The organism is Pelagerythrobacter sp., from assembly GCF_041912895.1.
Lineage (GTDB): Bacteria > Pseudomonadota > Alphaproteobacteria > Sphingomonadales > Sphingomonadaceae > Pelagerythrobacter.
This window is the reverse complement of sequence record NZ_JAYSGI010000004.1, coordinates 117816-142859: the sequence shown is the minus strand read 5'-3', so window position 1 is coordinate 142859 and position 25044 is coordinate 117816. Positions and strand designations below refer to the sequence as shown.

Genomic DNA, 25044 nt, shown 5'->3' with positions numbered 1-25044 from the left:
TACTCTCCCTTTTGGTTTCGCCGCGCATCAGAACGCGTAGTCCAGCCGCACGCCGAAGGTCCGCGGGCGCATCCGTGCGTAGCGGCTGTCGAGGAACGCTTCCGGGTGAACGTAAGTGATCGAATCGTCGTCGAGCAGGTTTTCGACGTAAGCGGTGATCCCCACGGCGCCCAGCTTGGTGCCTGCGAACAGGTTCACGTTGGTCCAGGCGTCGGTGAAATCGTAGGTCGGCGCGACCGCGTTCGGGTTACCCGGCACGTTGGGGAACTGGTTCGGGAAGGACCCGACGTGCGAGACGTTGACCGAGGCGAAGGCGTCCGCCCCGTCGCCGATCGCGAAATCGTAGCGTAGCGTGCCCGATCCCTGGAACTTCGGCGAGGCGAGCCGGGTGCCCAGTTCCGCACCGGAAATCGCCGCCTCGACCGGTGTCAGTTCGGTGACCTCGGCATGGTTGAACGATCCGTTGACCGCGAGGCTGAGCCCGGTGACGGGACGCGCCACGACCTCGAATTCAAGCCCGTAGCTTTCGGCTGCTCCGATGTTGGTGGCGAACTGGATCGTGTCCGAAACGCGGTTCGCCTGGACCTGGATATCCTGCCAGTCGATGAAATAGGCGGCGAGGTTGGCGGTGAGATCGCCGCCTAGCCAACGCCCCTTCACGCCGAGCTCGTAGTTGGTCACGCTGTCCGAATCTGCCCCGTCAGGAATGACGATATCGGTCGGATCGATCGCGCTGACGAGGCCCGCCCGCGCGTTGACCACCGGGGTGCGGAAACCGGTCGATATCGTGGCATAGGCCGTCAGCTCGGGCACCGGTCGCCACGACGCGCTCGCCTTGTAGGACAGGCGGTCGTCGGTGACCTTCAGGCCCTCGGCATAGGGTATCGGGGTGACGGTGACCGGCACGTTGGTCAGCCCGAGCAGCGCCAGAGTCAGGTAATTGCTGTTGTAACCACCGGCGCGGGTGAACGACTGCACTTCGGTCTGGCCGTAGCGCAGACCGCCGGTGATCCAGAAATTCTCGCCCAGATGCAGCGTCGCTTCGCCGAACCCGGCGATCTCGGTCTGGTCGGTGTAGGAATTGAAGCGCTGGTAGTATTCGTCGGGCAGCCCGGTCAGCCCGCGCGCGTCGAGGAATTCCTGCGTCGAGCGGTACTCGAAATCGACCGTGCGGCGCTTATCGTAGTAGAAGAACCCCGCCACCCACTCGAACGGGCCCGAGTTCCGCGACACGAGCCGCGTTTCCTGCACGAAGAGATCGTCGAACCCGTAGGCGTCGAGCGCGAACGGGAAGGCCTGCGCAAACGTGCCCGCCAGATCGACGTAGAACGAGGCGTCGTAGTCCGACAGCGTGGTCGAGCTGATCAGTTCGGCGAAATCGAATTCGTAGGTGGCGGTGATGTTGTAGTTGGTGAGCTTGCCCTGGAACAGGTCCGGCCGGTCCGAATTGCGCACGAACTTGCCGAGCGCCGGATTGGTCAGCGCAGAGTCGGCGGGCTTGCTGTTCTCGTACGAGGCGAGCAGCTTCACCGTCATCCGCTCGCTCGGCTGCATCAGCAGCGCGATGCGGCCGCCGTAGGCCTCGAGGCTGTTGGCATTCTCCACCCCGGTGCCGATGTTGTCGACCCAGCCGTCCTCGTTGCGATAGTAGCCGGTGGCGCGCAGGCCGAGCTCGTCGGTCATCAGCGGCACGTTGATCATCGCGTTGTAGCGCTGGCGGATGGAATCGGAGTTGATGAGCCCGAGATCGGCGCTCGCCGAAGCTTCGAAATCGTTGAGATCGGGGCTGCGGGTGATGATCCGCATCGCCCCGGCGAGCGAGTTCGATCCGAACAGCGTCCCCTGCGGCCCGCGCAGGAATTCGACGCGCTCGACATCGTAGAGGTTGGGATCGAGGATCGTCGAGTTGCCGTTCGCCGAGATCGGCAGTTCGTCGATGTAGATCGCGACCGCGCTCTGCAGCCCGGCGCTGTAGCCGTTGGTATTGATGCCGCGGCTGGTGAAATTGTTGAAGTTCTGGGTCGGCCGGTTGACCACGATACCCGGCGTGTTCTGCGCGATGCCTTCGTAGCCGACGATGCCAAGATCATCGAGCTCCTCCTGGCCGAACGCGGTCACGCTGAGCGGCACGTCCTGCAGGCTCTGCTCGCGGCGGGTCGCGGTCACGATGATGACATCGTCGTCCCTCGCCTGCGCGGTCGGGGAGATTTCCTCTACCGTTTGCGTATTGGGCTCTTCCGGTTCCGCCGCGTCCTGCGCCAAGGCAACACCCGGTAAGCTCGCGACCGCCACCGCAGACGCGGAGGCCCAAAGCCATCCCTTCATCGTCACTCTCCCATCGATCGCGCCGTTATGCCTGGCGCCTTGGCCGTAAAAATACGCAAAAGCGGATCGCTGTCAACATTCACTATCGCGAGCGTGAATAACTTTTTGAAATCAGCGATCAGGCTGCTCGGCGCAGCCGGCCGGCCGCTTTCGTTCGCTTGGCCGCCGCGCGCCGCGAACGCCGGAAGCCCGCGCGAATCATCGTGAATCGAAAAAGATTTCTCGCAGCATCTGTTACAGGTGCACGGCGCTCGCTATGCGAGCGAAATGGCCGAAAATCTGCTCCGGATTGCGACCCTTGCGGGACTGCTGTCAGTGGCTGCGTGCTCCGCATCCGAGCCGGACACCGAGCGCGCGTCCGTGCCCGTCGTCGCCCAGCCGGTGGCGATGCTGCCCGAGCAGCTTTCGATCGAGGCGATCGGCACCGCGCGCGCGCAGACATCGGCGGAAATCTTCCCCGAAACCGCGGGCCGCGTGACCCGGGTGCTGTTCTCCGCCGGCGACTACGTGCAGCGCGGCCAGCCGCTGGTCGAACTCGACGCGCGGCAGGAGCGGCTGGCGGTGGAAGCGGCCCGGGTCCAGGTGCGCGAAGCCGACCAGTTGCTCGGCCGCTATCGCCGGATCGAGGATACCGGGGCGATCTCGGCAAGCCAGATCGAAGCGGGCGAGACCGCGCTCGCCTCGGCCCGGGTGGCGCTGGAACAGGCGCAGACCGCGCTCGCCGACCGCACGGTGCGCGCCCCCTTTTCCGGGCACGTCGGCCTGACCGAGATCGATCCCGGCGACCGGGTGAACGATACCACGCCGATCACCCAGCTCGACCAGCGCGGCACGCTCTATGTCGACTTCTCCGCGCCCGAGGCGGCGTTCAATCCGCTCAGCGAAGGCCAGGTCGTCCAGGTGACGCCGTTTGCCGATCCCGGCCGGCAGATCGAAGCGCGTATCGTCACCACCGACAGCAGGATCGCACGCGAAAGTCGCGATTTCATCGTGCGCGCCGCAATCGCCAATTCCGACGACAGCCTGCGCCCGGGCATGAGCTTTCGCGTCGCCTTCGCCAGCAACGGCGAGACCCGTCCGGCGGTGCCGGAGGAAGCCATCGTCTGGGGCGGCGAAGGTTCGCACCTGTTCGTGGTGCGCGACGGCAAGGCGCGGCGGGTGCCAGTGACGATCACCGCACGGCGCGAGGGCCTCGCGTTCGTCGACGGGCGGATCGCGGCGCGCGACCGGATCATCGTCGAAGGCGTGCAGAAGGTGCGCGACGGGCAGGAGATTCGGCTCGTCCGGCCCGCCGCGCCGCCCGCGCGCGAAGCCGAACTGCGCCCGACCGGTGCCGGCAATGGCGGATAGGTCCGATCTCCCGATGCTCGCGGTCAAGCGGCCGCTGCTCATAGGGGTGCTCAATCTCCTGTTCGTGATCGCCGGGCTCGCCGCGCTGCTCGGCATCGAAGTGCGCGAATTGCCCAACGTCGATCGCCCGATCGTTTCGGTTTCCGCGACACTGCCGGGCGGCGCGCCCGAAACGATGGATGCCGAGGTGACCAGCGTGCTGGAGGATGCGGTCGCGCGCGTCACCGGGGTGCGGCAGATCAATTCCTCGAGCGAGGAGAACAATTCACGCGTCCGCGCCGAGTTCAATCCCGGCGTCGACCTCGACACCGCAGCTTCCGACGTGCGCGAGGCGGTCAGCCGGGTGACCCGTGACCTGCCCGAGCGGGTCGAGCAGGTGAACATCGTCAAGGCCGACGCCGACGCTCAGCCGATCATGATCCTGGCGGTGTCGAGCGACCGTTACGGAGAAGCGGAACTGACCCGCGTGGTCGAAAACGACGTCGTGCCCGAGCTGCTCACCGCCGAGGGCGTCGCCAGCATCGAACAGTTTGGCACGCGCGCGCTGCAGATGCGCGTGTCGGTCGATCCGGCACGGCTCAATCGCTACGGGCTGACGCTGAGCGATGTCGCCGCCGCGCTCGAACAGGCGCCGTACGACGTGCCCGTCGGCTCGTTCCGCTCGAACGCGCAGGAACTGGTCGTGCGGGCCGAAGCGAGCGCGACCGACCCGCAATTGATGCGCGACGTGATCATTTCCGGCAACGTCCGCGTCGGCGACGTCGCCGAAGTCGGGCTCGCGCCGGCGAACGCCACCAACTTCGTTCGCCTCGACGGGCGCCCGATCGTCGGCCTGGGGGTCGTGCGGCAGGCCAACTCGAACACGATCCAGATTTCCGATTCCATCCGCCAGTCGGTCGAGCGCGTGAACGAGCGGTTCGAAGGCGTGAACATCTCGGTCGTGTCCGACGATGCCGATTTCATCCAGATTTCCGTGCGCGAGGTTCTGATCACCCTCGGTTTCAGTATCGTGATCGTGATCGCCACGATGCTGGCGTTCTTCGGCTCGTGGCGCGCCACGCTGGTGCCGAGCCTGACGATTCCGGTGGCGCTGGTCGGCGTTGTGGCCGCCATCTGGGCGATGGGCTTCTCGATCAACCTGCTGACCCTGCTCGCGCTGGTTCTCGCCACCGGCCTCATCGTCGACGATGCGATCGTCGTGCTCGAGAACACCCAGCGGCTGCAGAACAAGGGGCTTGGCCGCCGCGCCGCCGCTGTGGTCGGCACGCGCCAGGTCTTCTTCGCCGTGATCGCCACGACCGCCGTGCTCGTCTCGGTCTTCGTGCCGATCAGCTTCCTGCCGTCGGAAGTCGGGCGGCTGTTCCGCGAATTCGGCTTCGTGCTTTCGGTTGCGGTGCTGATCTCCTCGTTCGTCGCCCTGTCTCTCGTCCCCGCATTCGCTGCACGGCTCGATCTTACCAGCGGCGACACCGAACCGGGCCGCCTCGCCACGTGGGGCGGGCGCGTGCGCGACCGCTACGCCGCAATGCTCGCCTGGTGCCTCGATCGGGCGAAGTTCGTCGTCCTCGGCGCGGTCGTGATCGCGGGCCTGACCGGCCTGCTCTACGGCCAGCTCGACAACGAGCTCGTGCCCGACGAGGACCGCGGGGTGATCGAGGTCGACGCGACCGGGCCCGACGGCGTCGGCCTCGAGTTCATGGACCGCGAGCTCGACGAGGTCGAGCACGTGCTCGCGCCCTATCTCGAAAGCGGCGAGATCGAGAGCACGTTCTCGGTCGTCGGCCGCTACGATCCCAACCGCGTGCGTGTGACCGCCGAACTCGCCGACTGGAGCGAGCGCGAACGCAGCCAGACCGAGATCGTCGACGAGCTCAACGGGCCGCTGGCGGAGATTCCCGGTTCGCGCGCCGACGCGAGAGGCCGCGGCACGTTGAGCTTCGGCGGCGGCGGCGACGAAATCGAGGTCGCGCTCACCGGCGGCGAATACGAAAACATCTATCGCTCCGCGCTGGCTCTGGCCGAGGCGATCGACACCCAGTCCAGCATGCTGTCCAATCCCGACGTGTCGTACAAGCCGACCCAGCCGCAGCTCTCGGTCCAGATCGACCGCCGGCGCGCGTCCGACCTCGGCGTCGATCTCGACGATCTCGCGCAGACCTTGCGCGCGATGGTGGGGGGCGACGACATCGTCGATCTCAACGTCGACGATCAGGCCGTGCCGATCTTCCTCACCTCGCAGGCGGTCACGGTCACCAACCCTTCCGACCTGCGCAACCTCTACGTTCGCACCGAGAGCGGCGGCCTCGTGCCGCTGTCCAGCGTGACCCGCATCGTCGAGCAGGGGGTCGCAGCTGAGCTCAACCGCACCGAGCAGCGCCGCGCGATCGAGGTGACCGCAAACATCGCCCCGGGTGTGCCGCTGCGCGACGCGGTGGACGAGATCGGGCGGCTCGCCGAAGCCACCGTGGCGGACGACATCGACATGCTGCTGCAGGGGGAAGCGGAAAGCCTCGAGGAAACCTCGAACGACGTGCTGCTGACATACGTCTTCGCGCTGGTGATCGTGTTCCTGGTGCTGGTCGCGCAGTTCGAAAGCCTGACGAGCGCGCTGGTCGTCCTGCTCACGGTGCCGTTCGCGCTGGCGGCGGCGATCCTGGCGCTGTTTCTCTCGGGCATCTCGCTCAACATCTATTCGCAGATCGGGCTGGTGATGTTGATCGGCCTGATGGCGAAGAACGGCATCCTCATCGTCGAATTCGCCGATCAGTTGCGCCATCAGGGGCGCGACGTGCGCCAGGCGGTGGAGGAAGCCGCGGCGATCCGCCTGCGCCCGATCGCGATGACGCTGATCTCGACCGTGGTCGGCGCGGTGCCGCTGATCCTCGCCGGCGGCGCCGGCGCGGAAGCGCGGCAGGCGATCGGCTGGGTGATCTTCGGCGGGCTCGGCATCGCCGGGGTGTTCACGCTGTTCCTGACCCCCGTAATCTATCTCGGCATCGCGCGCTTCGGCCAGCCGCGCAGCGTCGATCTCGAACGCCTGCGCGAGGAGATCGAAGAGGTCGACGAAGACATGACGATGGCGCCCGCATGATATCGGTCCGCGTAGTTGCCATGCTGGCCGGCGCGGTGGGGCTCGCCGGCTGCGCGAGCATATCCGATACCCCGCCCGAGGCGCGTATCGTGGCGCCGGTGGTCTATGCGGCCGATCTGCCGCCCGCCGGATTGGCCGAGGAATGGTGGAAGGGGTTCGAGGATCCCGCGCTCGATGCGCTCGTCGAACGGGGTCTGGCGCAGAACCTCGACATCGCCGCGGCGCAAGAGCGGCTGCGCGCCGCCGAAGCGGTGCTCCGCGCCGAGCGCGCGGACCGCCTGCCGACGATCGACGGCGCCGCCGAAGTGGGGGTGGAAGCCGGCGACGACAGCGACGGCGTAACCGCCGAGGCCGGACTTTTCGGCCTGTTCGATCCCGACCTCTCGGGCCGGCTGGCCGCGGAAATCCGCGCCGCGGCCGCGCAATATGCCGAGGCCGACTATCTGCGGGCGGACCAGCGCCGGATCGTCGCAGCGGCCATCGCCAGCCAATATGTCGAATACCGGCGCACCGGCGCGCAGCTCGTCCTGCTCGAGGAATCGACCGCGCTGCAGGAACAGACGCTGCGGATCGTGACCTTGCGCTTCGAGGCCGGTCTCGCCGCCAATCTCGACGTGCGCCGCGCAGCCGCCGACCTCGCCCAGACCCGTGCGCTCAGAGGATTGATCGAGATCGCGCGCGCCGAGGCCGAACACGCTTTGGCGGTGCTGGTCGCCGAACCGCCCGGGACGCTGGCGCTGCCCGCGGGCGACGGGATAGACGCCATCCCCGCGTATGGGCGCGGCCCCGAGATCGGTGTCCCGGCCGACTTGCTGCGGCGGCGCGCCGATATCCTCGCGGCGGAAGCCCGGCTCGCGCAGGCGGCGGCGCAAGTGGGGATCGAGCAGGCCGACTTGCGCCCTTCGCTCACCATACCGGGCTCCATCCTGCTCGGCGACGGCACGGCGGACGGCCTGTTCTCGGGCTTTCTCGCCACGCTCGGCGCGGCGCTCGACCTGCCGCTGTTCGACGGCGGCCGGCGGCGGGCCGAAGTCGCGGCCGCGGACGCCGAGCTCGATGCGCGCTTCGCCGAATACCGCCAGGCCTTTCTCCTCGCGCTCGGCGAGGCGGAGAACGCGCTGGTCGCCATCGGCGCCTACGGAGAGCGCGGCGAAGCGCTCGCCGAAGCGATCGAGCAGAGCGAGACCGCGCTCGGCCAGTCGAACGCGCTCTACCGGGAAGGGCTCGCCTCGCTGTTCGACGTGCTCGATGCGCAGCGCCAGCTCATTTCCAGCCGGCAGTCGCTGCTCGACAATCAGGCAGACCTTTCGAGCGCGCACATCGCGCTCCATCTCGCCGCCGCCTCGAGCGACACCGACGGGCCGTCCCGCGAACAGGCGGCCCGCGGCCAGCCGTAGGCCGCGCGGCTATCCGACGAAGGCGCGCTCGATCACGAACTGGCCGGGCTGCGAATTGCTGCCTTCGACGAACCCGCGTTGTTCCAGGTCTCTGGCGTGATCCTTGATCATCGCCATGCTCCCGCACAGCATCACCCGATCGGTGTCGGGCACGAAGCGGGCCGGTCCTCCGACACGCTCGAACAGCCGTCCGTCCTCGATCAGCCGCGCGATCCGGCCTTGCGTGCGGAACGCCTCGCGGGTGACGGTCGGCAGATAGTGGAACTGGAGCAGCGCCTCGTCGCGCACCAGCGGATCGCCCGCGAGCTGGGTTTCGAGAAGCTCGCGATAGGCGAGATCGGCCACGTTGCGCACCGAATGGACCAGCACGATCTCCGCGAACCGGGAATAGACATCGGGGTCGCGCGCGAGGCTCATGAACGGAGCGATCCCCGTGCCGGTCGAAAGCAGGAACAGGCGGCGGCCCGGCAACAGGGCATCGGTCACCAGCGTGCCGGTCGGCTTCTTGCCGAGATAGACCGGATCGCCCACGCGGATATGGCGCAGCCGCGAAGTGAGCGGGCCATCCTCGATCTTGACCGACAGGAATTCGAGCTCGTCGCTGTAGCCGGGGCTGGCGATCGAATAGGCGCGCAGCAGCGGGCGTCCGTCGTTGGGCAGGCCGACCATGACGAATTCGCCCGAGCGAAAGCGGAACCCCGGCGGGCGGCTGATCGAGAACGAGAACAGCCGATCGGTCAGATGCTCCACCCGCCTGACCGTCTCAACCGCCAGCGCCGCGCTGGGGCTGAACGCATCGCGCTCGATGGGCTGATAGGTCAACGTTTCGTCCCTTGCCAATTCGACCTCGGCCGTTTTGCGAGTGATTATCATTATCGTCAATTACGGGTAGTGTCGCCGGCGGTCAACAGCTATCGTAGCTGACAGCCTTGGATCCGCACCACGAAGCGCTCGCTGAAGGGGCTCAGCGAGGGGTGGTGGAACGGGTCGACTGCGGTTCCGCCCGTCCCCCAGCGCCGCTTCAGCGCAGCCAGTTCGCCCGCGAGGCGCGTGGCCCCGGCGCGATCGCGGTCGAGGCCGCGCGATACCGATTCGTGGTGCACGAGCGTCGCGCGCGGCTCGTACAGCGACTGCCAGCCACGGCGGTTGAGCTTCAGGCACAAGTCCACGTCGTTGAACGCGACCGCGAAGTTCTCCGCGTCGAATCCGTCCACGGCGAGAAACCGGTCGCGCCGCACCACGAGGCACGCCGCGGTCACCGCCGAGACGAATTGCGGCAAGGCGTGGCGGCGGAAATAGCCCGGTTCCCCCGGCAGCAACAGCCGGTGGGCGTGCGCCGCGCCGCCGCCGATCCCGAGCACCACCCCGGCATGCTGGATGCGTCCATCGGGATAGAGCAGGCGCGCCCCGACCGCGCCGACGTCGGGCCGCATGGCCTGCACGGCCATCGCCGCCAGCCAGTCCGGCTCGGCGATCTCGATATCGTTGTTGAGGAAGCACAGCAGCTCGCCCGATGCCGCATCCACCGCGCGATTGTTCATCGCGGCGAAGTTGAACCGCCCGGGCTGGCGCAGGACGCGGACGCAGACCGGGTCCAGCGCGGCGAGGTATTCGAGGGTCGCGGGATCGTCACTGTCGTTGTCGATCACGATCGTTTCCACCCGCCCCGGATAGGCGGTGCGGGCGACCCCTTCGAGGCACGTCCGGAGCAGATCGCAGCGGTTGCGCGTGGGCACGATCACCGTGACCGGCGGAAGCTCTGCCGTCCCCACCTGCGCCGGCGGGGGCTCGGCCGGAGCGGGCCGGGCGCGCCGGTGATGCAGCACGCGGCGCAAGTGAATCGGAGCAGCCGGCGCTCGCGCGATCACGCGGCGGGTGAGCGCGGCGGCCCAGTCGTCGGCGGGCAGGTTCGCCACTTCGCGCCGGTCCGCGCGCAGGATCGCGGCGCCGCTCGCGTAATCGAGCCAGCGGTAGAGTTCGGCGTTCCAATCGGGCTTGAAATGCGGCTCGGCGCGTCGCCCGCGCGCATCGAGGATATCGTCGTCGGCATAGATCGCTCGATCGTCCGGTCCGGCCCGCGCGGCCGCGGCGCGATAGGACGCCCCGGCCCCGGCGGCGAGGCGATCCCCGGCAGCCATCGGCAGTAGCCACCCGCCGCGCTCGAGCGCTCGCTCCGCGACGCTTGCATCCGGCGCCTGCCCAGCGGGCACCAGCGCGCTGTCGATCCCTTCGGCGGCGAGGCTGGCGAGCGTCCGATCCTGCCCCTCGCCTGCCACAACCAGCGCCAGGATCGCGACATCCCGATGCGCCGGTGCCGGCACGGGCTGAACCTCGCGGTCCCCGCCCTGCGCGAGCCAGAGGCGATAGGCCAGCGCCGAGCGACCGAGCAGCGGCGCAATGACCGATCGGGCCCGCAGCCGCTTGCCGAGCAGCCGCCACCACCCGGCCAGCAACGCCGCTCGCGGCGCGATGCGCAGTGCATCGAGGCGAACCGCCGCCTCCAGCAGCAACCGCCGCGCACTATCGCTCCATCCGGGTCTGGCGTTCGACACGATCCGGTTCACCTCGTCGACGGTCGCGGATGCCATCGCGATCAGAAAACGGAGTGGTGAGCCCTGCTGGGTTCGAACCAGCGACCTACTGATTAAAAGTCAGTTGCTCTACCGACTGAGCTAAGGGCCCACACCGCGCGTCTGGCACGCCGGGGCCCTAGGCAGCGCGGTGGAGCGGGTCAAGCGGGCTTGCAACCGGCGCAGCGTCAGGCCGGTCAGCGGATCGCGCCAGCCAGGGGCGATCGCGGCGGCGGGGCCGAGCACGAAGCCGCGCTGGCGGAAGGCCGGGTGCGGGATGACGAGGCCGGGCGCGGCGAAGGCGCCGCCGCTCCACAGCACGATATCGAGATCGAGCACCCGCGCGCGCCAGCGCTGGCCGCGCCGGGTGCGGCCGAAATCGGCCTCGATCGCCTGCAGGGCGGCCAGCATCGCCTCCGGCGCCAGCGCGGTGCCGACCAGCGCGGCGGCGTTGGCATAGCGGCGCTGCGAGGGGCCGAGCGGCGCGCTGTCCATCACGGGCGATGCGGCGATGAGATCGAAGCGCTCGCCCAGCGCGCCGAACGCCGCCGCAATCACCGCGCGCGGCGCGCCGTGGCGCGGGTGGCGCATGTTCGAGCCGAGCGCGACGAGGTAGCGCTGCGTCAGACGTCCTCGCACAACCGGCCGTAGAGCTGCGGGCGCCGGTCGCGAAAGAACCCCATCCCTGCGCGGTGCTTCGCCGCCTGGGCCAGATCGATCTCGGCGACCAGCGGGCCGCTTTCGCCCGCGCCGTATTCGCACAGGAAATCGCCCCATTCGTCGGTTACGAAGCTGTGGCCGTAAAACGCCTGCCCGTCTTCGCTGCCGATGCGGTTGGCGGCGATCACCGGCATGCAGTTCGACACCGCATGCCCCAGCATCGCGCGGCGCCACATGCGGCTGGTGTCGAGATCGGCGTCGTAGGGCTCGGAGCCGATCGCGGTGGGATAGAACAGCAGCTCCGCCCCCATCAGCGCCATCGCCCGCGCGCATTCGGGATACCACTGGTCCCAGCAAATCCCGACGCCGATGCGCGCGCCGAATACGTCCCATACCTTGAACCCGTCGTTGCCGGGGCGGAAATAGTACTTTTCCTCGTAGCCCGGTCCGTCGGGGATGTGGCTCTTGCGATAAGTCCCCATGATCGCGCCATCGGGCCCGATCATGGCGAGCGTGTTGTAATAGTGGTGCCCGTCGCGCTCGAAGAAGCTCGTCGGGATCGCCACGCCGAGCTTTTCCGCCAGTGCCTGCATCGCCACGACCGAGGGATGCTCGGCGGTCGGGCGGGCGAGCGCGAACAGCGCCTCGTCCTCCACCTTGCAGAAATAGGGGCCGGAGAAGAGCTCGGACGGCAGGATCACCTGCGCGCCCTTCCCCGCCGCTTCCTCCACCAGCGCGGAGACGGCGGCGATGTTCTCCCGCTCGTCGTGCGAGGAGAGGTCGAGCTGGAGCGCGGCTACGGTGATCTTGGCCATGCGCGCGGGCTTATTTTGGCCGCAGAGCGAAGTCCACCTGGATATAGACGTCCGACCGGGTGGTGCCGACCATCATGCCGGGCGAGGCCTGCTCGGGCGCGACCACCGGCGGGGGCGCGGTGTTCTGAACCCTCGCCATCGTCGCGTCGCTCGCCATGTCCGCCCCGCGCAGCCAGGTCTGCCCCTGCGTGCCCCCCGCGTCGCGGATGTAGAGCACGCGGCTGACCTCCATGTCCGCCGCTTCGGCATAGGCTTCCGCCCGCTTGCGCGCGGCTTTGTATGCGTCGGCATAGGCGAGGTTGGCGGTCGCTTCGGGATCGGACATCGAGAGGTTGGGGCCCGACACGATGTTCGCCCCCGCCTCGGTCGCCGCCGCCACCGCGGCACCGGCCTTGTCGGGATCGCGCAGCGTCACTTCGACCACGTTCGAGGCCTGGAACTGGCCGCGGCGGTCGCCCCAGTCGATCCGTCCGACATTGACCACCCGCGTCTGGATATCGTCCTCCGCCACGCCGAGCTCTCGCAGCGCGGCGACGATTTCGGCGATCTTCTCGCCGTTCGCCGTGCTCGCCGCCTCGGCGCTGCGCGCCCAGGTCTCGATTCCAGCCTGGAACTGCGCGCGGTCGGGCCGCGAATCGGCCTGCCCGCTGGCGCTGACCGACAGCAGTGTCTCGCCATGGTCGACCCCACGCACATCGTCGGCGCGATCGCCGCAAGCTCCCAGAGCAAGCGGCAGCGCGAACAGGGCGATCGTGCGCAGGGTCATCTCCGGCTCAGAGCTTGCGGAACAGCAGCGTCATGCGGTCGCTTTCGCCGAGGCTCTTCAGGTCCTCGCGCTTGGTGCCGAGCGTGGGCGGCATTTCCCACACACCCTCGGGATGGTCGGCGGTGTCCTGCGCATTGGCGTTGATCTCGCTTGCCTCGACCAGTTCGAAGCCCTGCCCTTCGACCAGCGCGATCACGTCGGCCTGCCGCAGATAGCCCTTGCTGCCGTCGGCATAGTCGTCCGCCGCTTCGGCCTTCGCGCGGTGCTGGACCACGCCGAGCATCCCACCGGGCTTGAGCAGGCCGTGCATCCGCTTCAGCTCGCTTTCGGCCACGCCGCCGCTTATCAGGTTGTGCAGCATGCGGATCAGCAACACGCGGTCGAGCGTGCCGTGTTCGGCCTCGGGCACGGCGTCGAGCGTATATCCGGCGGTTTCGGCGGCGGAGCGGCCGGTCCATTCCTCCACTTTCGCGGGGAAGGCGGCGGCCCCGTCGCGCAGGCCGGTGCGAGCCTTCTCGTCGAGCGAAGCGCCATTGGCGGAGCGCCACAGGCCCACCAGCTTGCCATCGGCGCTCAGATAGTTGCCGAGCACGCGCGAGTACCATCCGCCGCCCGGCGCATATTCGCCCACCGCCATGCCCGGCTCGACCTGGAAGAACATCAACGTCTCGACCGGGTGGCGGAACTGGTCGCGCGCGCTGTCCGCCTCGCGGTTGGGGTTGGCGAGCGCCGCTTCGAGCGCGGCATGGCCGGCATGGGCCTGGGCCCCATGCGCGGCCCCGTGGCCCGAATGATCCTGCGCCAGCGATGGCGCGGCGAGCGCGATGGCAAGGGGGGCGGCGGCGGCAAGCAGGAAGCGCATCGGATTTCTCTCCCGGAGATATGGTGGCGCGCAGTCTAGCCGCTGGCCGGGCGATGACAAGCGGCCTCGCGCCACCTATCTCGCTCGCAAGCAAAGGAGATTTTCGAAAATGGCGAGCAGCGAACAGGCGATCATCGCGGGCGGATGCTTCTGGTGCACCGAAGCGGTGTTCCGCGACGTGATCGGGGTGAGCGAGGTCGAGAGCGGCTATATCGGCGGCACGGTGGCGGACCCGACCTACAAGCAGGTCTGCACCGGCGACACCGGCCACGCCGAGGCGATCCGGGTGACCTACGATCCGGGAACGATCACCCTTCCCGAAATCTACGACGTGTTCCTCGGCACCCACGATCCGTCGCAGCTGAACCGGCAGGGCAACGACGTCGGCACGCAATACCGCAGCGCGATCTTCCCATTGGACGACGCCCAGCGCGCCGAGGCCGAGGCCGCGATTCAGCGCTGGAATGCCGAGCACGAAGGGCAAAGCGCCGTGACCACGATCGAGGACGCCTCGCAGTGGTATCCGGCGGAGGACTATCACCAGGAATACTGGGACGGCGAAGGCCAGCGAAACCCCTATTGTCTCGCGGTCATCCCGCCCAAGCTGATGAAGCTGCGCAAGAGCTTCGCGGAGAAGGTGAAGGGATAAATCCCCTCGCGCGCATGACGAACGGGGGCGGGCACCATGCCCACCCCCGCTTCGATCAGATCCCGTCGACGCTCTTGCTGACGAGGATGTTCACCGCGACGCGGCGGTTCTGCGCCTTGCCCTGCTCGGTGGTGTTGTCCGCCAGCGGGTCGGCTTCGGCCATCCCGGTGGGGGTCAGCATGCGGTAGGGTTCCCAATCGCACGCCTGCTGGAGATAGTTGACCACGCGGGCTGCGCGCTTCTCGCTCAGCTCCTGGTTGATCTCCTGGCTGCCGGTCGAATCGGTGTAGCCGATGACGAGCAACAGCGCGTTCTCGGTCGCATTGGCTTCGGCGGCCGCAGCGCAGAGATTGGCCTCGGCCTCGGGCGAAAGATCCGCCTTGCCGACGTCGAAGTTCACGTTGGTCGTGCCCTTGACGTTGTACTTGTCGATATCGCCCACGCGACCACGCAGGGCCTCGGTCGCGGCGGTCTGTTCGGCGAAACCTTGTGCGGTTCCGGTGGCGATCATCGAGGCGGTCCTCAGATCGCGGCTCTTCAGGTCGATCCGCTTGGCGATCAGGCCGTCGCCGAACTGAACCGTCTCGACCTTGACCGGCAATCCGTTGAGCAACGCGTCGGTCGCGAGCGTGTCGCGCGAGAGACCCAGGAAGCCACCGCTGGACTTGATTTCGGTTACGTTGCCCACGGCGACCGCGGTGTTGGTGCCGTCTTCGCCGGTCACCTGCATCCGCTCGCCGCTGCGCGCGGAGATGATGCCTTCGATCTCGGGGCCTTCGGGCAGGCCGGAAAGGTCGTCGGGCAGCGAGCCGTAAACGGTGGTCGCGTATTCGCCCTCTTGCGGATACTGCTCCTGCGCGGAAAGGCCGGCCGAAACCGGAACCGCGAGCAGGGCCAGCGCGAAGATACCGCTCGGTTGCCTGGACAGGATATTCATTACGCTACTCCTTGATCTACGCCAGCCGGTCTCCGGCCCATCGCGGCCTTGCTTCGCCCGCCCCCCGGTGATGGTGTATCCGGCTGTAGAACCCCCTTCGCTTCCCAAAAGATGTGCGGCGGGAAAGCCGCGATCGAGCCGCCACGCAAAGCATGGCTGCCGGGCGTAACCGGGCCATCCGGGGAATGTTCCGGGCGAGTCAGGTGATGCAGCGGCGATCCGGGCGGCCCGTGCGGTAAAGCGATGCCGGTCACCCGATCGGCATCGGCGCGCGCGCCGCGCCTTCGGTCACTCCGCCTTGCGCCACCGCGCGACGAAGAAGCCGTCGAGGCCGCCATGGTCCGCCAGCATGCCGGGACTGGTCCGCAGCCATCCTTCGGCGGTGGCGGCAAGCCCGCCGGGCAGCTCCTCGCCCCGGATCGGCAGCGGATCGAGCGCGACCTCGGCCGCGCGGCCTTCGCCCTCTTCGCGCTCCATCGAACACACCGCGTAGACCAGCACGCCGCCGGGCTTCAGCCATTCGGCCGCGCGCGCGAGCAACGCCGATTGCAGCTCGGCCATCTCGGCGATCTGGCGCGGGCCGATGCGGTGGAGCACGTCCGGGTGGCGGCGCGCGGTGCCGGTGGCGGTGCACGGCGCGTCGAGCAGGATCGCGTCGAAACGGTGCTTCGGCTCCCACGCCAGCGCGTCGGCGCGCACGACGCCCGCCTTCAGCCCGGTGCGCCCGAGGTTGTCGCGCAGCAGCTCCAGCCGCCGCTTAGAGACGTCGAGCGCGGTGACCTGCCAGCCCGCCGCCGCCAGTTGCAGGGTCTTGCCGCCCGGCGCGGCGCAGAGGTCGAGCGCGTGGCGGCCCTCTCCCGCACCGAGCAACCGGGCGGGGAGCGAGGCGGCGAGATCCTGCACCCACCATGCGCCTTCCGCGAAACCGGGCAGCGTCTCCACCGCCGCGCCGCGCGGCAGGCGCAGATGGCCGGGCGCAAGGCTCTCGGCGGCAAGCTGGTTCGCCCAGTGCGCGGTTTCGGAGGGGTCCCGCAGCGCGAGATCGAGCGGCGGCGGCTCGGCGAGGCCGGGCGCGGCCTCGTCCGCCAGTGCGCCCCAGCGCTGCCGCACCGCTTCGGGCAGCGTGGGCGCGGCGGGCAGCGTCGCGGATTGCTTGGTCAGCGTGGAAAACACCCCGTGCGCCAACCGGCGCGGGCCGCCCGCGAGCAGCGGCAGCGCGGTCGCGATCACCGCGTGCGGCGGGGTGCCGAGGCGCAGCCATTGCGCCAGCATCAGGCGCAGGACCATGCGCGGCTTGGCGTCGTCGGGCAGCCGCTGCCTCGTCGCGCCGTCGATCAGCGCGTCGACATCAGCGAGCCAGCGCAGCGCCTCGCCCGCGATCGCGCGGGCCAGCGCCTTGTCCTCGGGCCTGCGCACGTCGCCGGTGGCGGCGGCAAAGCTCTGGTCGAGCGTCTCGCCGCGGCGCAACACGGCGTCGAGCAGGCGAAGCGCGGCGCGGCGCGCGTGGATACCGGGGGGCTGGGCCATCGCGCGCGCCCTACCCCCGCTTGCAACCACGCGCCAGTGGGCGCATCTTGCCCGCATGACCCAGCGCGCCACTCAGCGACCCGAAACCTTCGAAAAGCCCGCCTACTGGACCGATACTCCGCCGCCCAGGCCCGAACCGGGCGAGGTGGACGAGAAGCTCAGCCCCACGCGCTACGGCGATTGGGTGAAAGACGGCATCGCGATCGACTTTTGAGGCTTGGCCCTTCTCAACTGCGACTAGCCAGCAAGCTGGCATAGCTTGGAGAGGGGCTCACAGCTCCCTGAAACTCACCCGCAACCCATCCTTCGGGCGCGGGATCGGCCACGGCTGCCACTCGGGCTCGTAGCCCGGCTCGATCGCGATTTCGTAGCGGGTCAACACCTGCGCCATCAGGATCTTCACCTGCATGTAGGCGAAGTGCAGCCCGATGCACATGTGCGCCCCGCCGCCGAACGGCACCCAGGCATACTTGTGGCGGGCCTTCACTGCTTCTGGCGTGAAGCGCAGCGGATCGAAGCGGTCGGGATCGGGCCAGTGCTCTTCCATCCGGTGGACGTATTGCTGGTTGATCCCCACCGGCGTACCCGCCGGGATGCGATAACCACCGAACTCGAATTCGCGCAGCGCGCGGCGCGGGGTGGAGGGCACCGGCGGGATCAAGCGGAGCGATTCCTTGAATGCCATCTCGGTCAGGTCGAGCTTTGCCAGATCGTCGTAGCCGACATCGTGCCCGCCGCCGGTGATCGCGGTGATCTCGGCGCGCAGCCGTTCCTGCCACTCCGGGTGCTTCGCCAGCAGCCAGACGAGCGTGGTGGCGGAGGAGGTGATGGTGTCGTGCGCGGCCATCATCAGGAAGATCATGTGATCGACCACTTCGTCCACCGGCAGCATCGTGCCGTCCTCGCGCGTGGCGGTGGCGAACTGGCTGAACATGTCTTGCCCGCCGCCCTCGGCACGGCGGCGCAGCGTTTCGCGGATGAAATAGTCGACCAGATAGGCGCGGCCCTTCACCCCCTTGCGCATGGACGTGAACGGCAGCGGCGCGCGGATCGGCGCGACCGAGGCCTGCACCATGTCGACGAAGGCGCGGTTGATCCGGTCCGCCTCCGGCCCCCACGGAATGCCGATGAAGCTGTCCGCCGCGAGGTCGAGCGTCAGCTGCTTGATCGCCGGGTAGAACAGCATCGGCGCCCCGCTCCAGCCTTTCACCGCATCAGCGATCCCGCGATTGAGGCTATCCGCGTAATGCCGCATCGGGCCGGGCTTGAAGGCGATCGACAGCGCGCGCCGGTCGGCCCGGTGGTGATCGAAATCGAGCAGCATCAGCCCGCGCGGAAACAGCAGTTCGAGGATCGGGCCCCAGCCCTGTTCGGAGGAGAACAGCCGGTCGCGGTCGAACAGCACCAGCTCGTTCGCGTCGGCGCCGACCAACGCGACGTTCCACCCGCCAAACGCCTTGTTGCGATAGACCGGGCCGTAGGTCTCCACCATCCGGCGGGTGAAGCCGTGCGGATCGGACAGCATCCTGAAGGTGTTGCCGAACACCGGCATCCCGCCTTCGCCGGGAATATGCGCGAGATCGGCTTCGGTCAGCACCCCTTCGCGCCAAGTGCGCGGCTGCGCGGCGGGAACCGGGGCGTGGGGGGACGGGCTGGGCTGGGCAAGCGTGGCCATGATCTGCCTCCTTACTTACCCCAATGTAAGTAATTCGGCGCGCTAAATCCACCCCGCAAGTTCGCGCCGCACCAGCCCCTCCAGCATCGCCATCCCGGCATCGCCGGCGTTGAGGCACGATAGCGCGGCGAAGCGTTCGCCGCCTGCGCCGAGGAACTGGTCGCGGCCCTGCAGCGCGAGTTCCTCCAGCGTCTCCAGGCAATCGGCGGAGAACCCCGCTGCGGCGACCGCGATCCGTCTGGTGCCTTTGTGTGCCTCGGCGATCAGCGTCGCGTCGGTCGCGGGTTCGAGCCATTTTGCACGGCCGAAGCGGCTCTGGAACGTGGTGTCGATCCGCAAGTCCCGCCGCGCCAGCGCCTCGCCCAGCAGCCGCGCGGTCTTGCGGCAATGGCAGTGGTAGGGATCGCCGAGTTCGAGCGTGCGCAGCGGCATACCGTGGAAGCTGAGCAGCAGCACCTCGGGCGCGAAGTCCAGCGCATCGATCTGCGCGCCGATATCGCGCGCGAGCGCGGCGATATAGGCCGGATCGTCGTGATAAGGGGGCAGCGTGCGCAGGCTCGGTTGCCAACGCATTGCCCGCAGCTTGTCCGCAGCCTTGTCCACAACCGTCGCGGTCGTCGCGGCGCTGTACTGCGGATAGAGCGGGGCGAGCAAAATGCGCTCGCACCCCGCGTCTATCAGCGCCTGCAATTCGTCGCCGATCGCCGGATTGCCATAGCGCATCGCCCAGCGCACCCGCGCCGCATCGCCCAGCCGCGCCTGCAACGCGGTTGCCTGCGCGGCGGTGATCGCGGCGAGCGGCGATCCGGCGTCGGTCCACACCTGGCTGTAGGCATGGGCGCTCTTCTTCGGGCGCGTGGTCAGCACCAGCCCGCGCAGGATCGGCTGCCACACCAGGCGCGGAATCTCGACCACGCGCCGGTCGGAGAGGAACTCCGCCAGATAGCGCTTCACGCTCTTCGCATCGGGCGCGTCGGGCGTGCCGAGGTTCACCAGCAGCACGCCCACGCCGCCGCTCGCCACGGCTGCGTGATCGCGCGGCAATCGTTGTTCCTGCCAGGTCATAGCCCGCCCGATAGCAGCGGCAGGCGCCGCAGGCGAAGCCCCGTTGCCGAATGCAGCGCATTGGCGATCGCGGGCGCCGCCACCGCCACGCCCAGCTCGCCCGGATCGAACGGCGGCGCGTCGCTGGCGATGAAATCGACCGCGATCTCCGGCGCGTCGGTCAATACCGGCAGGTTCAGCGCCGCCAGCCGCCCCTGCACCGGCAGGCCCTGCCGGTATTCGACCGCCGCGCCCAGCGCCTGCGCCATGCCGAACACCAGCCCGCCCTCGATCTGCTGGCGCGCCACGTCGAGGTTGACGATCCGCCCCACATCCACCGCCGCGGTCAGCCGCGCGACGCGCACGCCGCCTTCGTCCTGCCGCGCGGTGGCGACGCAGGCGATCCGCCCCCCGCCCGCCGCATCGCCGATCCGGTGGCAGGCGAGGCCCTTGCCGCTCTGGTTCTGCCCGCCGTCCCACTCCGCCAACCGCGCCGCGCGCTGGAGGCATTCGACCATCCGCACGTCGTCGCCGAGCATCGCGATCCGGTACGACAGCGGCTCACGCCCATGGCGCGCGGCGAGCTCGTCGATGAAGCATTCGAGGAAGAACGCGGTGTAGCCGTGGGCGTTGCCGCGCATCCGCCCGCTCGGCAGACCGGTCGCGACCGGGATATGCTCGACCGCCGCATCGGGGATTTCGTAGAACGGCAGCGCGCCTTCGGCGATCATCGGGTCGACCTCGCCCGCGCTGTCCGCCAGCGCCGCCTGCGCGGTGCGGTTGTCGAACAGGCGGCGGCCGAATTCGCGCGCGGCGGGCTGCGCGGCGAGCCGCACCTTCAGCGCCGCGATCTGCCCCTCGCTACCCGAAAGCCGCGCGGAAACGATCGCCGAGACCGGCGCGCGCGGCCGCCCGGCGAGCTGTTCCTCCCAGCGCGACCAGACCAGCTGCACCGGCCGCCCGTGCCGCTCGCCCACCTCGCGCGCGATCAGCGCGGCTTCGATCGCGTGGTCGTGCTCCAGCCGCCGGTCGAAGCTGCCGCCCGCCGCCATCGGATACAGGATCGTGTCGGAGGTGGAGATGCCGATCGCCCCCGCCGCCGCGCGCCGCGCGCGCTCGGGCGCCTGACTGGCGATCCACAGTTCGAGCCGCCCGTCGGCATAGCGCGCGGTGGCGCTCGCGGTTTCGGGCGTCGCGTGCGCGGCGGGCGCGACATCGTAGCGCAGCGCGAGATCGGGCGCCTCGGCCCAGTCGACGCCCTCACCGCGCGCCGCCACCACCGTGCCCGTCCCGCGCCGGATCGCGGCGTCGAGCGCTTCCTCGACCGCGTCGGAATCGAGCGGGCCGGTCACGCGGAAGCGCGGGCGCATCGCTGCCAGTGCGCGCTCCGCCGCCCACCAGTCGGTCGCCACCGCGGCGAGCCAGCGCTTGCCCTCGATCACCTGCACCAGTTCGCGCATTCTCGCGGCGCGGCGCGGGGAAAAGCCGGACAGCACCGTATCGCCGACCGGGCCATGCTTGATCGCGGCATAGACCATGCCCGGCAGCCGCACGTCGCCGGCGAACAGGAAGGTGCCGTCGACCTTGGCGGGCAGGTCGAGCCGGGGATACGACGTGCCCGCGTCCGCCTCGCCCGGGATCGGGCGCTCGGCGGCGAGTTGCGGGCGCAGCGGCAGCGGGTCGGGCGGCGTCTGTTCCGCCGCCTCGGCCGCGAGCGCGCCGAAGCCCAGCCGCCGGTCGCCGTGCCGTACCAGCCCGGCCTCGGCCTCGCATTCCTCCCACGCGACGTCCCAGCGTTCCGCCGCCGCCATGCACAGCGACGCCCGCGCCATGGCCGCCGCCTCGCGGCAGGGCAGTTCGTGCGCGGCCAGTGTGGTGCCGTCGGCGGTGGCGGTGAAGCGGCTCGCCTCGGCGAAGCGGCGGGCGACCAGGTCTTCGGGTTCATCGGCGAGACCCGGCAGCAGCGGCATCCACAGCGGCGCCCACTTCGCCGCGAGCGGCACGTTGGCATAGGCTCCGCTGACCGGCGCGGGCTCGACCGCGATCTGCCGCCAGTCCGCCCCCAGTTCGTGCGCCACGACTTGCGGCAGCACGGTCGTCACCCCCTGCCCCATCTCGAGCTGCGGCACCGCGACCGTCACCACCCCGTCCTTGCCGATCTTCAGCCACGCGCCGAAGGCGTGCTCGCCGCGTCCGGGCGCGAGCGGTTCGGCGAAGGTGCGCGGGCGCAGCGCCCAGGCGACGAGCAATCCGCCGCCGACCGCGCCGCCGATCAGCACGCCGCGGCGGCTGACACGCATCGTCAGGCGCCGGGCCCGTCGAGCAGCGCGGCCAGTTCCGCCGCGATCGCGCGGAACGCCGCGCCCTGCGGCCCGTCTCCGGCGGCGGGCGGCGCGCCCGCATCGCTCGCTTCGCGGATTTCCAGCGCCAGCGGCACCCGGCCGAGGAAAGGCAGCCCCGCCTCGCCCGCCGCCGCTTCCGCGCCGCCCGCGCCGAACGGATCGCTGACCTCGCCGCAATGCGGGCAGGCGTATCCGGCCATGTTCTCGACCAGCCCGAGCACCGGCACCCCGCCCTGCTCGAACAGCTGCATCGCCCGGCGCGCGTCGATCAGCGCGAGATCCTGCGGGGTGGAGACGATCACCGCGCCCGCGGGCTTGAAGCGCTGGAGCATGGTCAGCTGCACGTCGCCCGTGCCCGGCGGCAGGTCGACCAGCAGAAGCTCCGCATCGCCCCAGTGCGCGTCGATCAGCTGGCCCAGCGCGTTGCCCGCCATCGGCCCACGCCAGGCGATCGCACGGCCCGGCTCCACCAGATGGCCCATCGACAGCACCGGCACGCCCCATTCGCTCGTCACGGGCACCAGCTTGTTGTCTTCGGCGACCGGGCGCTCGCCTTCGTTGGCGAGCAGCTTGGGCTGCGAGGGGCCGTAGATGTCGGCATCGACGATCCCGACCTTGCGCCCCATGCGCGCCAGCGCGACCGCGAGGTTCGCCGTCAGGGTCGACTTGCCGACCCCGCCCTTGCCCGATCCGATCGCGACGATGCGCCGTTGCGGCCGGTCGGCCATCATCGCCACGCGCACGTCGGAAACGCCCTCCGCCATGCCGAGCACGTCCTTCACCGCCGCTTCCAGATCGGCGCGCGCCGAGGCGTCGAGGCCCGAGGCGTCGAGGATCGCGGTCGCCACGCCGTCACGCGCTTTCAGCGATTGCACCCGGGCGGACAGCGCATCGGGCAGGCGGGCTTTCAACTCCTCGTCGGTCATCGTCCGCGGTCCCTAGCAGCAAAATCGCGCGCGCAACCCCTGTTTTTCCCCGCGCCGCGACCTATAAAGACTGCATGGACGTATTGGGCGGATTGCAGAAACGCATAGCGCTGGCGATGGCCGGCAAGGGGCCGTGGGGCGGCAAGCAGGGCGGCGGCAAGGCCGAAGATCCCGGCGAAGCGCCCGGCGACGGGTCGTCTCCGGGCGACAAGCCGCGCGGGCCGCGCAACCCGTGGCTTCCGCCCGGCGGGGGCGACGAGCCGCGCCGGTCGGCCAATATCGAGGATATCTTCAAGCACCGCGGCCCCGAAGGCCCGCGGCGGCGCGGCGGCGGGGGCGGCGGCCCGCGCTTCCGCCTGCCCGAAGGCCCCGGCGGGCGAAGCTGGTTCCCGCTCGCGATCGCGGCGATCGCCGCGATCTGGCTGTTCGCCACCAGCGTGCATCAGGTCGCCCCGCGCGAACAGGGCGTGGTGACCTGGCTCGGCGGCAAGTATTCGCACACGCTCTCGTCCGGGCTCAACTTCACGCTGCCGTGGCCGATCCAGATGGTCGACGTCGAGAACGTCAGCCAGATCCGGTCGGAGAGCATTCCGGGCACCGGCGAGGAGAAACTGATCCTCACGGGCGATCAGAACCTCGTCGACCTGTCGTATCTGATCCGCTGGAACATCAAGGATCTGAAGCAATTCCGCTTCCAGCTCGCCGAGCCCGAGGAAACCATTCGCGAAGTCGCCGAAGCGGCGATGCGCGCCTCGGTCGCCGAAATGGAGCTCGACGACGTGCTCTCGGGCGCGGGACGCGCCGATATCGAGGCGCGCGTCACGTCGCGCATGCAGGAACTGCTCGACGCCTACCGCGCCGGCGTGGCGGTGCAGGGCATCGAGATCGAGAAGACCGATCCGCCCGCCGAAGTGATCGAGGCGTTCAAGGACGTGTCGGCCGCGCAGCAGGATGCCGAAACCGCGGTCAACTCGGCGCGCGCCTATGCCCAGCGCGTCATGGCCCGGGCCGAAGGCGACGCCACCGCGTTCAACCGGATCTACGAGGAATACCGGCTGGCGCCTCAGGTGACGCGCCAGCGGCTCTATTACGAAACGATGGAAAGCGTGCTGAGCAAGACCGACAAGACGATCATCGAGGCCGATGGCGTGACGCCGTACCTGCCGCTCCCCGAAGTGCAGCGGCGGTCCGCGCCGCCGCCCCGCGCACCGTCCGTGACCGCGCCGGAGGGCCAGTGACATGACCCGCATCTGGCAGGACCATAAAGGCAGCGTCATCGCGCTCGGCATCGCATTGCTGGTCGCGCTGTCGTGCGTCGTCATCGTGCCCGAAACGCACCAGGGGGTGGTGATTCAGGCGGGGCGGCCCGACCGCGTCGCCAACCGCTTCGAGCCGAACACCGAATTCGGCAACACCGGCGCGGGCATCGTGCTGCGCATCCCCGGCTACGAGCGGGTGCAGATGATCGACAAGCGCATCCTCGACCTCGACATGGAGCGCCAGCAGGTGCTTTCGAGCGACCAGCAGCGGCTGCAGGTCGACGCCTATGCGCGCTTCCGCATCATCAACCCGGTGCTGATGGTCGAGAACGCCGGTTCGGAGGAAATCCTGCGCAACCAGCTCTCGCCGATCCTCACCTCGGTGCTGCGGCAGGAGCTCGGCCGGCGGCCGTTTTCCGCACTGCTCACCGCGGAGCGCGGCACTGCGATGGCCAATATCCGCGACGCACTCGACCGCGAGGCGCGCAGCTACGGCGCGCAAGTGATCGACGTGCGGATCAAGAGCGCCGACCTGCCCGACGGCGCGCCGCTCAACGCCGCCTTCACCCGGATGCAGACCGACCGGCAGGAAGAGGCCGCGACGATCCGCGCGCAGGGCGAGAAGAACGCGCAGATCATCCGCGCCGAGGCCGAGGCCGACGCCGCCGCGACTTACGCCGCGGCCTACGGCAAGGACCCCGAGTTCTACGATTTCTACCGCGCGATGGAGAGCTACCGGCGCACGTTCCAGCAGGGCGAAGGCCAGAGCTCAATGATCCTCTCGCCCGACAACGAATATCTGCGGCAGTTCCAAGGCGGACGCTGACCCGGAACGCGAACATTCAAGCC

The 25044-nt window shown here is 69.2% G+C and carries 20 protein-coding genes and 1 tRNA gene; 7 read left to right on the top strand and 14 right to left on the bottom strand.

Going from position 1 to position 25044, the window contains the following annotated elements; genetic code table 11:
- Nucleotides 1–27: 27 nt before the first annotated feature.
- Complete coding sequence (locus ACE3QC_RS12720) at nt 28–2325, bottom strand: TonB-dependent receptor (RefSeq protein ID WP_374408799.1); 2298 nt, start codon at nt 2323–2325, stop codon at nt 28–30.
- Nucleotides 2326–2685: 360 nt separating this feature from the next.
- Between ACE3QC_RS12720 and ACE3QC_RS12715 the strand changes: the two genes are divergently transcribed.
- Genes ACE3QC_RS12715 through ACE3QC_RS12705 form a run of 3 tightly spaced genes read left to right on the top strand, consistent with a single transcriptional unit; the run spans nt 2686 to nt 8163 of the window.
- Nucleotides 2686–3675, top strand: coding sequence for an efflux RND transporter periplasmic adaptor subunit (locus tag ACE3QC_RS12715; protein WP_374408797.1), 990 nt, complete (start codon nt 2686–2688; stop codon nt 3673–3675).
- Nucleotides 3665–6766, top strand: a complete 3102-nt coding sequence (locus ACE3QC_RS12710; RefSeq protein ID WP_374408795.1) for an efflux RND transporter permease subunit — start codon at nt 3665–3667, stop codon at nt 6764–6766. The genes ACE3QC_RS12715 and ACE3QC_RS12710 overlap by 11 nt, the downstream gene beginning before the upstream one ends.
- A complete protein-coding gene (locus tag ACE3QC_RS12705; RefSeq protein WP_374408793.1) occupies nt 6763–8163 on the top strand; it encodes an efflux transporter outer membrane subunit in 1401 nt (466 codons plus the stop codon). The genes ACE3QC_RS12710 and ACE3QC_RS12705 overlap by 4 nt, the downstream gene beginning before the upstream one ends.
- Before the next feature lie 9 nt (nt 8164–8172).
- On the opposite strand, the gene ACE3QC_RS12700 is transcribed toward ACE3QC_RS12705, so the two are convergent.
- From ACE3QC_RS12700 to ACE3QC_RS12670, 7 genes are all read right to left on the bottom strand, one after another.
- Nucleotides 8173–9036 (bottom strand): ferredoxin--NADP reductase, encoded by an 864-nt coding sequence (locus ACE3QC_RS12700; protein WP_374408791.1) that lies wholly within the window; start codon nt 9034–9036, stop codon nt 8173–8175.
- A 38-nt stretch (nt 9037–9074) separates the two neighbouring features.
- Complete coding sequence (locus ACE3QC_RS12695; protein ID WP_374408789.1) at nt 9075–10751, bottom strand: glycosyltransferase family 2 protein; 1677 nt, start codon at nt 10749–10751, stop codon at nt 9075–9077.
- 18 nt (nt 10752–10769) lie between these two features.
- Nucleotides 10770–10845, bottom strand: a tRNA-Lys gene (locus tag ACE3QC_RS12690).
- The gene (gene folK / locus ACE3QC_RS12685) at nt 10836–11372 is read right to left on the bottom strand and encodes a 2-amino-4-hydroxy-6-hydroxymethyldihydropteridine diphosphokinase (RefSeq protein ID WP_374408787.1); all 537 of its coding nucleotides are present in this window, start codon (nt 11370–11372) and stop codon (nt 10836–10838) included. Before folK ends, ACE3QC_RS12690 begins: the two co-directional genes overlap by 10 nt.
- Nucleotides 11357–12208 (bottom strand): N-carbamoylputrescine amidase, encoded by an 852-nt coding sequence (gene aguB, locus ACE3QC_RS12680; RefSeq protein ID WP_374408785.1) that lies wholly within the window; start codon nt 12206–12208, stop codon nt 11357–11359. The genes folK and aguB overlap by 16 nt, the downstream gene beginning before the upstream one ends.
- A 10-nt stretch (nt 12209–12218) precedes the next feature.
- Nucleotides 12219–12974 carry an SIMPL domain-containing protein gene (locus ACE3QC_RS12675; RefSeq protein WP_374408783.1) on the bottom strand — a complete coding sequence of 252 codons (756 nt, stop codon included), beginning with the start codon at nt 12972–12974 and terminating at the stop codon, nt 12219–12221.
- A gap of 7 nt (nt 12975–12981) precedes the next feature.
- On the bottom strand, nt 12982–13836 hold the full coding sequence (locus ACE3QC_RS12670) for a class I SAM-dependent methyltransferase (RefSeq protein WP_374408782.1): 855 nt from the start codon (nt 13834–13836) through the stop codon (nt 12982–12984).
- A gap of 109 nt (nt 13837–13945) precedes the next feature.
- On the opposite strand from ACE3QC_RS12670, the gene msrA reads away from it, so the two are divergent.
- A complete protein-coding gene (gene msrA, locus ACE3QC_RS12665; protein ID WP_374408780.1) occupies nt 13946–14485 on the top strand; it encodes a peptide-methionine (S)-S-oxide reductase MsrA in 540 nt (179 codons plus the stop codon).
- A gap of 55 nt (nt 14486–14540) precedes the next feature.
- Here the strand turns inward: msrA and ACE3QC_RS12660 are convergent, their stop codons facing one another.
- Together ACE3QC_RS12660 and ACE3QC_RS12655 are read right to left on the bottom strand one after the other, a co-directional pair.
- Nucleotides 14541–15422, bottom strand: coding sequence for an OmpA family protein (locus ACE3QC_RS12660; RefSeq protein ID WP_374408778.1), 882 nt, complete (start codon nt 15420–15422; stop codon nt 14541–14543).
- Between the two features lie 288 nt (nt 15423–15710).
- Nucleotides 15711–16949 (bottom strand): RsmB/NOP family class I SAM-dependent RNA methyltransferase, encoded by a 1239-nt coding sequence (locus ACE3QC_RS12655; RefSeq protein WP_374408776.1) that lies wholly within the window; start codon nt 16947–16949, stop codon nt 15711–15713.
- Nucleotides 16950–17004: 55 nt separating this feature from the next.
- On the opposite strand from ACE3QC_RS12655, the gene ACE3QC_RS12650 reads away from it, so the two are divergent.
- Nucleotides 17005–17163, top strand: coding sequence for a DUF1674 domain-containing protein (locus ACE3QC_RS12650; protein ID WP_374408774.1), 159 nt, complete (start codon nt 17005–17007; stop codon nt 17161–17163).
- Nucleotides 17164–17220: 57 nt separating this feature from the next.
- Here the strand turns inward: ACE3QC_RS12650 and ACE3QC_RS12645 are convergent, their stop codons facing one another.
- Genes ACE3QC_RS12645 through ACE3QC_RS12630 form a run of 4 tightly spaced genes read right to left on the bottom strand, consistent with a single transcriptional unit; the run spans nt 17221 to nt 22936 of the window.
- The gene (locus ACE3QC_RS12645; protein ID WP_374408772.1) at nt 17221–18624 is read right to left on the bottom strand and encodes a cytochrome P450; all 1404 of its coding nucleotides are present in this window, start codon (nt 18622–18624) and stop codon (nt 17221–17223) included.
- A gap of 42 nt (nt 18625–18666) precedes the next feature.
- Nucleotides 18667–19689 carry a ferrochelatase gene (gene hemH, locus ACE3QC_RS12640; RefSeq protein ID WP_374408770.1) on the bottom strand — a complete coding sequence of 341 codons (1023 nt, stop codon included), beginning with the start codon at nt 19687–19689 and terminating at the stop codon, nt 18667–18669.
- Nucleotides 19686–21968 carry a molybdopterin cofactor-binding domain-containing protein gene (locus ACE3QC_RS12635; protein WP_374408769.1) on the bottom strand — a complete coding sequence of 761 codons (2283 nt, stop codon included), beginning with the start codon at nt 21966–21968 and terminating at the stop codon, nt 19686–19688. Before ACE3QC_RS12635 ends, hemH begins: the two co-directional genes overlap by 4 nt.
- A gap of 2 nt (nt 21969–21970) precedes the next feature.
- Complete coding sequence (locus tag ACE3QC_RS12630) at nt 21971–22936, bottom strand: Mrp/NBP35 family ATP-binding protein (RefSeq protein WP_374408767.1); 966 nt, start codon at nt 22934–22936, stop codon at nt 21971–21973.
- Nucleotides 22937–23010: 74 nt separating this feature from the next.
- On the opposite strand from ACE3QC_RS12630, the gene hflK reads away from it, so the two are divergent.
- Both hflK and hflC read left to right on the top strand, forming a co-directional pair.
- A complete protein-coding gene (gene hflK, locus ACE3QC_RS12625) occupies nt 23011–24174 on the top strand; it encodes a protease modulator HflK (protein ID WP_374408765.1) in 1164 nt (387 codons plus the stop codon).
- Nucleotide 24175: 1 nt separating this feature from the next.
- A complete protein-coding gene (hflC, locus tag ACE3QC_RS12620; RefSeq protein WP_374408763.1) occupies nt 24176–25021 on the top strand; it encodes a protease modulator HflC in 846 nt (281 codons plus the stop codon).
- Nucleotides 25022–25044 lie beyond the last annotated feature (23 nt).

Coding starts and splice junctions, on each gene's coding strand:
- ACE3QC_RS12720 (WP_374408799.1), bottom strand. CDS start 2,325: ATGAAGGGATGGCTTTGGGCCTCCGCGTCTGCGGTGGCGGTCGCGAGC.
- ACE3QC_RS12710 (WP_374408795.1), top strand. CDS start 3,665: ATGGCGGATAGGTCCGATCTCCCGATGCTCGCGGTCAAGCGGCCGCTG.
- ACE3QC_RS12705 (WP_374408793.1), top strand. CDS start 6,763: ATGATATCGGTCCGCGTAGTTGCCATGCTGGCCGGCGCGGTGGGGCTC.
- ACE3QC_RS12700 (WP_374408791.1), bottom strand. CDS start 9,036: ATGATAATCACTCGCAAAACGGCCGAGGTCGAATTGGCAAGGGACGAA.
- ACE3QC_RS12695 (WP_374408789.1), bottom strand. CDS start 10,751: ATGGCATCCGCGACCGTCGACGAGGTGAACCGGATCGTGTCGAACGCC.
- aguB (WP_374408785.1), bottom strand. CDS start 12,208: ATGGCCAAGATCACCGTAGCCGCGCTCCAGCTCGACCTCTCCTCGCAC.
- ACE3QC_RS12675 (WP_374408783.1), bottom strand. CDS start 12,974: ATGACCCTGCGCACGATCGCCCTGTTCGCGCTGCCGCTTGCTCTGGGA.
- ACE3QC_RS12670 (WP_374408782.1), bottom strand. CDS start 13,836: ATGCGCTTCCTGCTTGCCGCCGCCGCCCCCCTTGCCATCGCGCTCGCC.
- msrA (WP_374408780.1), top strand. CDS start 13,946: ATGGCGAGCAGCGAACAGGCGATCATCGCGGGCGGATGCTTCTGGTGC.
- ACE3QC_RS12660 (WP_374408778.1), bottom strand. CDS start 15,422: ATGAATATCCTGTCCAGGCAACCGAGCGGTATCTTCGCGCTGGCCCTG.
- ACE3QC_RS12655 (WP_374408776.1), bottom strand. CDS start 16,949: ATGGCCCAGCCCCCCGGTATCCACGCGCGCCGCGCCGCGCTTCGCCTG.
- ACE3QC_RS12650 (WP_374408774.1), top strand. CDS start 17,005: ATGACCCAGCGCGCCACTCAGCGACCCGAAACCTTCGAAAAGCCCGCC.
- ACE3QC_RS12645 (WP_374408772.1), bottom strand. CDS start 18,624: ATGGCCACGCTTGCCCAGCCCAGCCCGTCCCCCCACGCCCCGGTTCCC.
- hemH (WP_374408770.1), bottom strand. CDS start 19,689: ATGACCTGGCAGGAACAACGATTGCCGCGCGATCACGCAGCCGTGGCG.
- ACE3QC_RS12635 (WP_374408769.1), bottom strand. CDS start 21,968: ATGCGTGTCAGCCGCCGCGGCGTGCTGATCGGCGGCGCGGTCGGCGGC.
- ACE3QC_RS12630 (WP_374408767.1), bottom strand. CDS start 22,936: ATGACCGACGAGGAGTTGAAAGCCCGCCTGCCCGATGCGCTGTCCGCC.
- hflK (WP_374408765.1), top strand. CDS start 23,011: ATGGACGTATTGGGCGGATTGCAGAAACGCATAGCGCTGGCGATGGCC.
- hflC (WP_374408763.1), top strand. CDS start 24,176: ATGACCCGCATCTGGCAGGACCATAAAGGCAGCGTCATCGCGCTCGGC.